9 protein-coding genes, 1 pseudogene and 2 CRISPR repeat arrays are annotated in these 11731 nt (G+C 67.7%); of the genes and pseudogenes, 1 reads left to right on the top strand and 9 read right to left on the bottom strand.

All coding sequences use genetic code 11. From position 1 onward, the window contains the following. Positions 1-91: 91 nt before the first annotated feature. A CRISPR array of direct repeats spans positions 92-1320; the repeat unit is 37 nt; unit sequence GTTGCGATCCTCGCCCGGCGCGGTGGCCGGGCGCAGC. 126 nt (positions 1321-1446) lie between these two features. The 8 genes and pseudogenes from cas2 to AB0M52_RS22135 form a co-directional block, all read right to left on the bottom strand. Beyond that, positions 1447-1737 (bottom strand): CRISPR-associated endonuclease Cas2, encoded by a 291-nt coding sequence (gene cas2, locus AB0M52_RS22100; RefSeq protein ID WP_363956679.1) that lies wholly within the window; start codon positions 1735-1737, stop codon positions 1447-1449. A gap of 3 nt (positions 1738-1740) precedes the next feature. Then, the gene (gene cas1c / locus AB0M52_RS22105) at positions 1741-2769 is read right to left on the bottom strand and encodes a type I-C CRISPR-associated endonuclease Cas1c (protein WP_363956682.1); all 1029 of its coding nucleotides are present in this window, start codon (positions 2767-2769) and stop codon (positions 1741-1743) included. Further along, positions 2762-3412, bottom strand: a complete 651-nt coding sequence (cas4, locus tag AB0M52_RS22110; RefSeq protein WP_363956685.1) for a CRISPR-associated protein Cas4 — start codon at positions 3410-3412, stop codon at positions 2762-2764. Before cas4 ends, cas1c begins: the two co-directional genes overlap by 8 nt. After that, positions 3409-4272 carry a type I-C CRISPR-associated protein Cas7/Csd2 gene (gene cas7c / locus AB0M52_RS22115; RefSeq protein WP_363956687.1) on the bottom strand — a complete coding sequence of 288 codons (864 nt, stop codon included), beginning with the start codon at positions 4270-4272 and terminating at the stop codon, positions 3409-3411. The genes cas4 and cas7c overlap by 4 nt, the downstream gene beginning before the upstream one ends. After that, positions 4269-6092, bottom strand: a complete 1824-nt coding sequence (gene cas8c, locus AB0M52_RS22120; protein ID WP_363956690.1) for a type I-C CRISPR-associated protein Cas8c/Csd1 — start codon at positions 6090-6092, stop codon at positions 4269-4271. The genes cas7c and cas8c overlap by 4 nt, the downstream gene beginning before the upstream one ends. Further along, positions 6092-6781 (bottom strand): type I-C CRISPR-associated protein Cas5c, encoded by a 690-nt coding sequence (gene cas5c, locus AB0M52_RS22125; protein ID WP_363956698.1) that lies wholly within the window; start codon positions 6779-6781, stop codon positions 6092-6094. The genes cas8c and cas5c overlap by 1 nt, the downstream gene beginning before the upstream one ends. Positions 6782-7527: 746 nt before the next feature. After that, the gene (cas3, locus tag AB0M52_RS22130; RefSeq protein ID WP_363956693.1) at positions 7528-9792 is read right to left on the bottom strand and encodes a CRISPR-associated helicase Cas3'; all 2265 of its coding nucleotides are present in this window, start codon (positions 9790-9792) and stop codon (positions 7528-7530) included. A 282-nt stretch (positions 9793-10074) separates the two neighbouring features. Further along, a CRISPR array of direct repeats spans positions 10075-10405; the repeat unit is 37 nt; unit sequence GTTGCGATCCTCGCCCGGCGCGATGGCCGGGCGCAGC. A gap of 10 nt (positions 10406-10415) precedes the next feature. After that, positions 10416-10994 (bottom strand): annotated as a pseudogene (locus AB0M52_RS22135) (IS1634 family transposase); the annotation flags it as partial. A 48-nt stretch (positions 10995-11042) separates the two neighbouring features. Between AB0M52_RS22135 and AB0M52_RS22140 the strand changes: the two are divergent. Further along, complete coding sequence (locus AB0M52_RS22140; protein ID WP_363956700.1) at positions 11043-11249, top strand: hypothetical protein; 207 nt, start codon at positions 11043-11045, stop codon at positions 11247-11249. 63 nt (positions 11250-11312) lie between these two features. On the opposite strand, the gene AB0M52_RS22145 is transcribed toward AB0M52_RS22140, so the two are convergent. Then, on the bottom strand, positions 11313-11462 hold the full coding sequence (locus tag AB0M52_RS22145; protein WP_363956696.1) for a hypothetical protein: 150 nt from the start codon (positions 11460-11462) through the stop codon (positions 11313-11315). Between the last annotated feature and the right edge of the window lie 269 nt (positions 11463-11731).

Raw genomic sequence — 11731 nt, forward strand, 5'->3', positions numbered from 1 at the left:
GTCTGCGGCGGAACCTCGTTGTGATGCGCCTCGATGGCGTGCATGTTGACGTTGTTCACCGACACCGCGTTGACGCCGCACGCGGCCACAGGTTGCGATCCTCGCCCGGCGCGGTGGCCGGGCGCAGCACGGTCAGCCGCCGATGATCAGCGCGGCGACGAACAGGTTGCGATCCTCGCCCGGCGCGGTGGCCGGGCGCAGCCTGACCGCCGACGGGTTCACGCTGGAAACCACCGAGTTGCGATCCTCGCCCGGCGCGGTGGCCGGGCGCAGCCTCCACATCGGCGTGCTCGGTCGCCCGAATGTCAATGTTGCGATCCTCGCCCGGCGCGGTGGCCGGGCGCAGCATCGGGTCGGTGACCTCAAGGAGCGGATCACCTACTTGGTTGCGATCCTCGCCCGGCGCGGTGGCCCGGCGCAGCCCGTCCCGCTTCGCCTGCTTCTCCCCCTCCAAGTCCTTGTTGCGATCCTCGCCCGGCGCGGTGGCCGGGCGCAGCCTGGCCATCTGGCAGGGCTACCAGCCCGCATCGGCCATGTTGCGATCCTCGCCCGGCGCGGTGGCCGGGCGCAGCTTGCAACACCAGACGCTGCACGCCACCGGACAGCAGCTGTTGCGATCCTCGCCCGGCGCGGTGGCCGGGCGCAGCCGGCGGTTGCGTCGCCTGGCCGGGGGCCGCACTGCTAGTTGCGATCCTCGCCCGGCGCGGTGGCCGGGCGCAGCTACAAGCCCCTCCCCCACGTCGTCCTGCGGGGGGAGCCAGTTGCGATCCTCGCCCGGCGCGGTGGCCGGGCGCAGCCTCCGGTTCGACCACGATCTCCCCGCGCGAGCAGCGGTTGCGATCCTCGCCCGGCGCGGTGGCCGGGCGCAGCCTCCAGGCCGAGAGCGTTAAACGCCCCTTCGAGGTACGAGTTGCGATCCTCGCCCGGCGCGGTGGCCGGGCGCAGCGCGACCTGCTGCGGTTCGTCGGTGCCACCGAGGGTGAGTTGCGATCCTCGCCCGGCGCGGTGGCCGGGCGCAGCTCGACGACGTCGCCGCGGTTGTTCCACTCCACGTTGAGGTTGCGATCCTCGCCCGGCGCGGTGGCCGGGCGCAGCCGCCCAGCTTGGCCTGACCGAAGGCACCGTCAACCGGGCCGTTGCGATCCTCGCCCGGCGCGGTGGCCGGGCGCAGCGAACAGCCCACAACGGCCTTGCCTAACCATCGAGAGGTTGCGATCCTCGCCCGGCGCGGTGGCCGGGCGCAGCTCGGGTCGGTGGCGGTGACCATCTCCGGGGTCATCCCGGTTGCGATCCTCGCCCGGCGCGGTGGCCGGGCGCAGCGGTTCACGAGCAGCCAATATAGCCGACTGACGATGTATATTCGGCTCGCTCACAGTCCGTTTTGTTCATCTAGTCCGCATTTCTGGGTTCGGAACGTCCTGGGGTTGTCGTGTTCGCTTGGGGTTCCTAGATCACCAGCGCTCCTCGTGGGTCGATCGGCCGTGGTTTGCCGAGGTGTTCGACGTCGTCGAGTGCGTTGGCTGGTAGTCGGTAGATCCGGATGGTGTCCTGGGTTGGGTCTATGACCTCTTGGAGCGCGGCGACGAAGCGGACCTTGTCGGTCTCGCGGCAGACCACCTCGAACACTGACTTTTGTACGCGGTGGCCGTACGCCTCACAGATCTTTGCGACTTTGCGGAGTCGGCGTTGCCCCTGTGGGGTGACGGTTTCGACGTCGTAGGTGACGAGTAGGTCCATGGCTTAGTTGACCGTCCATGGCTGGTAGGCGGTGAGGTCTCCGCGGAGGTGACGTGCGAGCAGCCGGGCCTGCACGGGTGGCAGGAGCGCGGCGGGCACCTGCCGGCCGAGTTGCGCGTGTTGCCAGTCGCGCTGCCGGCTTTGCTGCCAGGCGGCCAGCACGGTTTTGCGTCCGCTGTCGGTCAGCCGATACGCCCTGTTCGGTAGTTCCTCGAAGTCGGTGGGGGTGAGTTCGCGCCGGTTGAGCATGGTGAGCGCGAGTCGGTCGGCCAGGAGTGGGCGGAACTCCTCCATCAGGTCGAGGGCGAGGGCGGGTTTGCCGGGTCGGACGGCGTGCAGGTAGCCGATGTACGGGTCGAGTCCGACTTGTTCGAGTGCGCCCTGTACGGCGACGCGCAGCATGCCGTAGAGGAAGGAGAGCAGGCAGTTCAGCGGGTCGGTGGGTGGCCGTTTGTTGCGCCCGGAGGTTTTCCAGTCCTTGCTGGCGCCGAGGAGGTAGGGCATGGCGGCGAAGTAGTCGCGTGCGGCGATGCCTTCGACGCCGAGCACTTCGTTGGTGCTGGCCGCGGTGGCGAGCAGTTCAAGCCGTCCGGCGAGTAGTTCGGCGCTGGCCCGTAATGCGGTTTGCCGGTGTCCGCTGGTGTCCCGTGCGGTGCGGAGGAGCACTTGTCGGGCGTTGTGTATCTTGCCGGCGACGATGGCGACTGCGATGGGCAGTTGCCGGTCCGGGGAGTCGGCGGCTCGGTGTTGGGCTTGGCGCAGCAGCGGGTTGCCGTGGGTGGGGCCGATCAGGCCGGCCCGGAACCGTCCGCTGCCGGTGAGCCAGCTGACCGAGCGGCCGTCGTCAGCGCACCTCAGCAGCAGGTCGTCGCTGGGTGTCACGCCGGCGAACAGGACGAGGTGGTCGAGGCGGACGAGTGGCAGGAGCCGTCGTCCGGGTTGGTCGGGGTGGTAGATCCGGACGGTGTCGCCGTCGAGGTGCAGGCTGGTGCCGGGGGTTTGCACGTAGAGGGTGTTGAGCAGTTCAGTCACGCCACTGTCCCAATGGTCGTGGGGTCAACAGGTTGGGTGTGGACTGGCGGCGGCCGTCGGTCAGCTCGGGCAGGCAGTCCTCGCGCAGCGAGCATCGTCGGCAGCGGGCGTCGTTGCGTGCCGTTGGCAACGCCGGGGTGTCCAGGATCCGGCGTACGGCCAGGGTCGCGGCCACGACCCGGTCGAGCAGGTCGGCGTCGATGGGTACAGGGTGTCGGCGTCGTTCGGCGACGGAGTAGATGTAGCCGGTGGGTACGGTGAATCCGGCTTCGAGGAGGCAGAGTGCCTGGCCGCCGAGTTGCAGTTCGGCGGGCCCGCCGGGCTTGTAGCGTCCGACCTTGTATTCGACCGGTGTGGCCGTGCCGTTTTCGAATTCGACGATGTCGCAGATGCCGCGTAGGCCGTGGGTGTGGCTCCACACCGGTAGTGATCGGATCACGGTGAGGCCGCGGCGGCGGTGGATGCCGGGTAGGTCGACGGTGGTGTGGCTGAGGTCGCCGCGTACCGTCTCGACGTTTTCCGACCAGACGCCCTCGACGTGGATCAGGGCGGTCTGTCGGTGGCAGTAGGCGTAGTGCTCAAGTGCGGACAGCGGCACCTCCCGAAGGTCGGTGCCGCTGTCCGCCGGGTGGTCGTCGGTCACGGCCAGAGGTCGACCAGCTTGGTCAGCTCGACGCCGTCCGGCAGTCCCGTTTCGTCGATGGTGCGGGTGTAGTCGGTGTGGGCGCGCGGCGCCTTGTCACGGTTGTCTCGGTCGAGCGTGATGCGTTGGGTGAGGGCGGCGGCGGGGGCGACCCCGAGCGCGTCGGGGTGGCTGAACACGTAGAGGCCGCACAGCTTCATCTCGCCTCGGGTGGCGGCGCGGTCGTGGTCGAACATGACCGTGGTGGCCTGCCACAGTGCGGCCAGGTCGTCGCTGGTCACGCCGGTGTTGGTGGCGCGGGGGGCGGAGTAGAACGCGTGCGCCCGGTACAGGCCGTACGGGACGGTCCATTTGGAGCCGATCTCCGTACGCTCTCCCTTGTCGATGTCTTCCTGCCGGGTCTGGGTGACTCGGGTGATGGTGTGGTCGGTGGGCAGGATCGGATCGATGCTGCGGGCGAAGGTGAGCTGCAGCGGTCCGCGGACCTGGCCGGCGCCGCCGCCCTTGCCGGTGGACAGGACGCCGCCGAACATCCGGATGTCGAAGTAGTGCTCGCACATCCACCGCTGTGCCTCGTCGGCCTTGCCCGGGTTGGCCTTCAAGGCCGCCTCGATCCGGGTGTTCAGGGCGTGGCCGGCTTCGACGAAGATGCCGTAGCGCGGGTCGTCGCCGCGCAGCAGCGACACCGTGTCGCGGATCTTGCGCTTGATCGCCACGTCGGTGACCAGGCCCTGTCCGCTCTCGTCGTCGGTACGCGGCTGGTTACCGGCGTCCGGGTCGCCGTTCGGATTGCCGTCGCTGACGTCGAACAGCAGAACGGCGTCGTGGCGGCGGGTCGGGTCGAGGTGCGCGGCGGTCATGCGTCGTCTCCTTCGTCGGTCTTCGGTGCCACGTCGTCGGGCTGCGGGGGCAGGTCGGATTCCTTCTTGCTCGCGGCGGCCGCGATTCGTTCGGCCCGCATCTCGGCCCGCTGCTGGTGGTAGCCGAGGATGAACTGGGCCTTGTCGGTCAGCATTCCGCCGTTGGGAATCGCGTCGAGCTGGACGAACAGGTCGTCGAGTCGACGTTCGTACGCGCTAGACCAGTTCGGCCGGCCTAGGGGCCCACGCAGTCGTCTGAGCCACGCCTGCACTGTGGGACGGCCAGAGACGATGACGGTCTGGGGATTGCCGATGGCTCGGCCGAAGTGGCGCTCGGCGAAGGTGGTGTTCAGCTCCTGCTTAGCGGCCCGGAACACGGTCCGTTGCAGGTCGTCCATGACGGCGAAGATGCGGCCGGATACGTAGGCCGGCTGCTTGTGCTCCAGGTTCAAGGTTGGCGTCAGCCTCTCTCGTTCATGCTCGGGCAGGCTCGGATGGCGGCGCAGGATGAGCCGGATCAGTGCGGCGCGGGCCGCGTCGAGCCGGCCGTCGATACGGATCCGGTTGATGACGTGATTGAGCAGTTTTGGTGGCAACGGCCGCTTGAGCAGCGCGGCGCCGAGTAGCCGGTGGAACAGATCGGGCGGACGGTGCTCACCGGATGCGCCGAACTTGGTCCAGGTCCCGGGGCCTCCGTTGCGTCCGGCCTCGAACCGTCCGGCCGCCCGCGCGAGCTGGGAGACCTTGACCTCCCCCACCTCACCGGTCCAGGCGTCGACGACCTGGTGGTCGTCGAACCAGGCCCGGATGTTGTCCTTCACTTGGCCGATCGGCTGCTCGACCCAGTCCCGCACGACCACCCGGGCGACGTTGCCGCCCACAGTCACCGAGCAGTACCGGGACAGGTCGCCAACCGTCGCTTCCGTGCCGCTCGCGGGGCCCGCGACCAAGCCGTGGATCTGGGTAGGGTCCAACTGCTCGACAGTGGCCCACGGGTCGAAAGTCGACCCGCCCAGCACCCACCAGGCGAGCCGGGCGTTCTGCCCGGACAGGGCGGTGCTGTGCAGCGGATCAGAGAGCAGGCCGGTCAGCGCTGTCATGAACTTGAGGCCACAGTCGGAGCAGATCGGAGTGTTGGTCAGGAACTTTTGCAGCTCGTAGCCGTGCACGGCCTCGTTCATGCTGACCAGCGACGCGCTCTGGGTGGCGCCAGGTACCCAGCGCCGAGGAATCTGCTGCGGCACGGTCCTGAGCAGCGGCTGCACCTGCCCGCAGACCAGACACAGGCCAGAGCGCCCCGAACCCTTGCGGTCACCGGCAACTGCGGCCCAGAAGCGCCGCGCCGACAGGGCATCGGCGGCGTAGACCCCGTCGACCGAGAAGCCGATCAGGTCGCCTCTGCTCCACTCGGCCGGCGGTTGGAGCCTGCCGGCATGCCCGTCCCGGTAGAAGGCGACGATGGCCGGTCCCGGGCCGTCAGGCTCGACGACGGCCCATTCGGCGATCAGGGCGCGGAAAGCATCGTGCTGCTTCGCGACCCGCTCCGGCTTCACTCCTTCCGACAGCCAGCCGAAGACGTACTCGCCGTTGTCGACCGCGAGTGCGGGCGAGATCCCGACGGTGCGGGTCACTGCCGGCACCAGCCGCGCCGTACCGAACCTGCGGTGGGGGTCGTCCTTGTCCGCCGTGCTGACAAGATCACCCTGGGGTACGCCGGTCCCGTCGATCTCCAGGCTCCAACGCACCGGTTTGCGGGCGTAGAACGCAGGGATAATGTCATCGCTGGTGTCGGCGTACTCCACCAGCCGTTGCAGCAGCACTAGACCACCTGGCCTTCCACCGGAAGCGCCAGCTCGATCCCCCGCTCGGGCACGGAGAGAACGCCGGCCACGACCCGGGCGCCGAACCACTCCATCCGCGGCTGACCAGGCTTCCCGTCACGGTGGATGGAGTGCAGCATGATGCCGATCTCCTCGTTAACGTCCGCCCGTGGGGTGTCATCCGGCCAGCCGAACTCGGCGCTGAACTCGCGCGTGCCGAGGTACGGCCGCTGGAAACAGGCCCCCTTACGGACCCGACGACGAAGCTGGTCCCGATACGCCGCGACCCGCTTGTCCGCATGTCCCGCCAACTCGATGTGGGCGTGGATCCGGTACCCCACATCACGCAGGCATACCGCGTTGCGCTGATCCCGGTGCGCGGCGGTATCCACCCGACGGGTGCCCTTGATCGCCTCCGCCAACGGCGCCACGTCGGACGTCTCGTTGCGCCGGACCGTGAACTGCTTCACCGGCCTGAGCACCTCGATCGCGACAACCTGATACCGCATCTCCGGCTTCCAGAAGATCGACTCAAGAACCCCCACCGCAGCCGACGGCGTCATCACCGGGTAACTGACCCGCTCCACCTTCAACTCCGGCCGCGAAAACAACGCCGCCTCACCACTGACCTGCACCACAACCGGAAGATCACCCTCCGCGCTCCGCCGCAGAGCCAGCCCGTTAACCACATCCGTCGTCACTGCACAGTCCCCTCCAAGATGAAAGCTGTTCGGACATGCAATCGAGAACGCTGAACCATTCGCTCGGCCGACCCATCGCACAACAGGCGTGAGGATCCACGACCGGTACGACAAAAACAGTCGATAGATCAACTAAATGACACTCCCGCCGAGCCCACCACCAAACGGCTTGAACTGCACGACGCTCAGTCCAAGCCAGAAAGGGCGAACATCCTCGATCAATAGCCGACGTTGCGAGTCTCAGCACCACGAGGCACTGCAGGCCGCCGGGTTCCACCCTCGGCGCCGCGTCAGCGTAACCAGCTTCGTCGGCTATTGGTCTTCGACACGCCGCACATACTTGAGCGCAGCTGGGCTTGGCAGGTGTATGTCTGATCCGAGCTAGGCGGAACTCGTCTTCTTGCCCAGATGAGTCTCACCGCCAACAGAAACGATCTTTCCCACCATCGCTAAGGTAGAAGGCAACCACATGGCTGGAAGTCAACGGCGCAACCCCGGGTCACTCAAGCGAGACCCGGAGACACAGGGCTCCGCTCCCCTGCCTCTGCGCTGGGCAGTCATCATCGGGATTAGCGCGGCAGTCGGCATCATGGTCGGCACCGCCGAGAATCTTCCCGTGGGTGTGCTCGCCAGCTTGATCTCGGCTGGCGGGCTAAACAAGATCATAAAGTGAGCGGGGCTGCCACACGGCGGCAATTCGCATCGGTGTTCACCTGGCAAGCTTCGACCCGCCGTCAGAGAAGGAACTGCTCTAGATTCGGGTCGAGGTTGATGCCGGTGGCCTCGTCGTACTCGCCGACCCACTCGACAAGCACGCCCCGTCGCACCTCGTTGCCGAAGATCGGTCGCAGCAGTGCCATCACGCCACGCTGGCGTAGCGCGCTGGGATGGAGGTTCGTCGTGTAAGCCTGTAGCCGCCGTAGCTTCGTCAGGTCCGGAACCGGCGCTTGGCGCAACTCCTCAACGATCTGCTCCAGCTCACGCCGCAATTCAGGGGTCTCGGCCGCCTGCGGCGTCACCACGCTGATCCCGTCATCGTCGATCATCCGGAACGCCAGCTTCCGATCCCGCCGGCTGGTGCCCGCGTCCATCGGCCCATCGGTCACGGTCTCGAACTCCCACCGCCGCCGAGCCTGCTGGATTCGCTGCCCGACGTGCCGGCTGTCAGCGAGATTGAGCAGGTCGTACACGTTGCGGTAGTAGCGTTCGAGGGCCGTCAGGTCGTCCGGGTCGGCCTTGTCTGGTCCGAACTGGCGCCCGGTGCAGCCGACCAGAGTCTTGTACGTGGGCGGTTGCCCGCCGTCTTCCGGCGCGAACACAACGACCCGCCCACCGTCGGGCATCCGTCCCTCGCGGTTGGCTCGCCCGGCTGCCTGCAAGAGCGAGTCCGCCGGCGCCATCGCACGGAACACCACCGGGAAATCGACGTCCACCCCTGCCTCGATCAGTTGTGTGGCCACGAGCAGGACGGGTTCGCCCCGGGCGAGGCGTGCCCGCACCTTCTCCAGTACCCGCCGCCGATGTTCCGGGCACATCCGCGTCGACAGGTGCCAAGCGGCAGCCTCCGGCTCGGCATCACGCCAGCGGTCGAACACCGTCTTCGCGTCCGCGGTCGCGTTGACCACGACCAGCGCCGCCGGCTCCGAGGCTGCCTGGTCGGCGATGCCGGCAAGCGTCGGCTTCGGATCGAGCTGCCACTCGTAGCGCACTCTTCGCAGATCACTGACCAACTGCGGAGTGTCGTGGATCAAGTCCGTGTAGGGCAGGCCCTTGAACTCGTCCAAAGCCCAAAAACTCGGCTGCGTCGCCGAGGACAGCAGCACGGTCGAGCCGAAGTGCCGTACAAGCAACCGCAGTCCATCAAGGATGGGCGCCAGCATGGCATGCGGCAGCGCCTGCACCTCGTCCAGCACGATGACCGAGTTGGCCAGCCGGTGCACCCGACGCATCGCCGACGGCTTACGTGCGTACAGCGACTCGAAGAGCCGGACGAAGGTGGTGACGACGAACGGCGCGTCCCAATTCTCGACAGCCAACCGCGCCCACCGGCCGACCTCCGGGTTATCAAAGTCGGCCTGGCTGTGATGTTCGAGGACGACCGGCTCGCCGCCGTCCTCGCCGAGCAGCCGACGGTAGACGGCGGCGTTCTGCTCCGTGATGGTGAGGAACGGAACTGCCACGATCACCCGACGCAGGCCATGCTTCTCCGCGTGCCGCAGCGCGAACCCGCCGCTCGCGAGGGTCTTTCCCGCTCCGGTCGGCGCGCCGAGGCGAAACATTCCACGATCCCGTTCAGCCGCCGCGAGGCAGTCCGCGTACACCCGCTCCCGCAGATCGCCGATCGCAGTGCCGCCGCGCCCCGTCAGTTCCTCACACCGCCGCTGCTCGAACAGCTTGTACAGGTGACCGAAGTCGGCGTCCGGACGCACCCGTGGGCCGGTCAGTCCCTGAAAATGCGCGCTGGTGTCCAGGCTGTCCGCGTCGACCAGCGCGCTGTAGCACAGACGCAGCGCCAGTTCTCCCACCAACGGATCCGCCTGCCAAGCCGCCGGCACCAGATGATCGAACCGATCCGGCAAATCCGGTAGCAACCCTGGCAGCTCGCGCTCGGCGGACACCATGTTGCCCGGCGCGTCAGCGAGCTTCCGCCGGAACGTCTCACGCAGGTTGGGCGTATCGATAAGCCCACCGTGATGTCCGAAGATCGCACCGGCGAACCCGCCAAGTCCACGCTTATAGGCTATCCGGGTGCCAAGTGACTTATGGTCGATGCCGACTCGACTACCGGTGGCCGCGACCGAGGCAAGCTTGTCCTGCCAGGCGCAGGCCGCCTTGCCCACATCGTGCAACGCGCCCAGCCAGTACGCCACCTCACCCCCACCGAACGGAGTGGAAAACCGTCGCGCCAGGTTCGCTGTGCCACGAAGATGATCAGCAAGAGAATGCCACCGGCCGTCGGCAGCAAGACTGTGCGCCCAGAGAGTATTCAAGGCCGACATGAACGTCCCCTCCCGACGTCGTTTTCGCCTTCCCAACGAAGAGCATCAAGTATTGGACACCAGCGAACCCCGGATCCGGTCCATCGCCACATGAGACCCTGCCCCGCCGTGGGCCTTCCACAGCCCCACAACGGAAGCCGCCTGGCACCAGGCTCACGGCCTCCTGCCACCGCCCGCGACCCCACAGCCAGCCGCCGTCGCATCCGTCGGTTTACAACGCCCACTCGGCTATGGCTGCGTACAGCGGCAGCAGGTGCGCCAGGTTAGCGACACCGCCCGCGATGCGACCTCCGCCGCGACGCCGATGGCCAGGCGCAGCCATCGGCCGACGGTGCTGTTACCCGGTCCCCTTATGTTGCGATCCTCGCCCGGCGCGATGGCCGGGCGCAGCGCGCACGCCAATGCGCATCCATGCGTAAGCGTTCACGCGTTGCGATCCTCGCCCGGCACGATGGCCGGGCGCAGCCGGGGTACGTTTCGCGCGTTATCGCGGCCTATCTGGCGTTGCGATCCTCGCCCGGCGCGATGGCCGGGCGCAGCGATCACCACCGACTGCACGGGGCCGGGTAGTGCCTGGTTGCGATCCTCGCCCGGCGCGATGGCCGGGCCTGAGTTGGGTCAAGTTAGTGCGCAGGGTGCTGCTGGTTGATTCGGTCGAGGGCTTGGTGGAGGTCGTCGGGTAGGGGGTCGGCGGCGGTGATGGTGTGGCCGCTGGCTTGGATTTCGATGGTGCGGTAGCGGCGGGCGGTGCGGACGAACTTTTTGATTGACCAGCCGGTGGTGTCTTCGAGCCAGCGGCTGACGGCCAGGGCGGCGAACACGATGGTCAGGTGAGCGTCGATGGAGTCGCGCTGATGGTGGTAGATCGGCCGGGCTTGCAGGTCGTGCTTTGACATCCGGAACGATTTCTCGATCTGGAAGAGCCGGTGGTAGGCGTCGATCACGAACTCGGCGGTGATGGGGGTGCCGTCCGGGCAGGCGGCGAGGTTGGTGACGTAGCCCTTCAGCCCGGCCAAGGCCCGCGCTTTGGCTTCCAGGGTCCGGTTGACCTTCCGAGTGCCGCCGGCCAGCTGGACGAATCGGTTGCGCTTGACCGCGGTTTTGCCCGCGACGGCTTTCTCGGCCTTGGCGACCTGCTCATCGATACCGCGCAAGGTCCGCCGGGCTCGCTCGGACTTATACTGGTAGTAGATGACCTGGTCCCGCCGCTTGTCGGCCGGCCCTCGCCCTGTGTGTTGGTGGCTCCGTACGTGCGCACGGTGAAGACGGCGTCGGGCGCGACCGCGGTGCAGATCGTCTACTCCTCACGGCGCGGGGCGCGCGACATTGAGCACATCGGATCGGCGCACGACGACGCTGAGTTGGCGGTGCTGAGGGCGGCCGGTCAGCAGCGGATGGCTGCCGGACAACCCTACGGCCCCGGATTAGTGCGCAAATTTCTCCACCGCAACCGCTAAAACCACAGGTCAACGTCTCGCCACCCCGATCACCGACCAGACGTGACCCAAGTCAGGTCGTACTCACCGACGACGAGTACACCGGCCCCGCCGGTTGCGATCCTCGCCCGGCGCGATGGCCGGGCGCAGCCTCGGCGCGATCCTGGTCAACCTCGGCACGATCTTCTCGTTGCGATCCTCGCCCGGCGCGATGGCCGGGCGCAGCGTCGCCATCCGCTGCGGGTCCTCCTGGACCGAGTCGGCGTTGCGATCCTCGCCCGGCGCGATGGCCGGGCGCAGCCCCCTGCTTCGCCTGAGACTGCTTCCGCGCGATCAACTGGTTGCGATCCTCGCCCGGCGCGATGGCCGGGCGCAGCCTCTGCTGGGTGTTGGGGATGTATCCCCTGGCTACGTTCGTTGCTTGGGTGCTCATCATCGACTGGCTCAGCCTGCCGTGGGACGCGCCGCGAGCTGCTGCGGCTGCGGTGGCCGTCACCGACGCC

Source organism: Micromonospora sp. NPDC051296, assembly GCF_040682255.1.
GTDB classification, from domain to species: Bacteria; Actinomycetota; Actinomycetes; order Mycobacteriales; family Micromonosporaceae; genus Micromonospora; species Micromonospora craterilacus.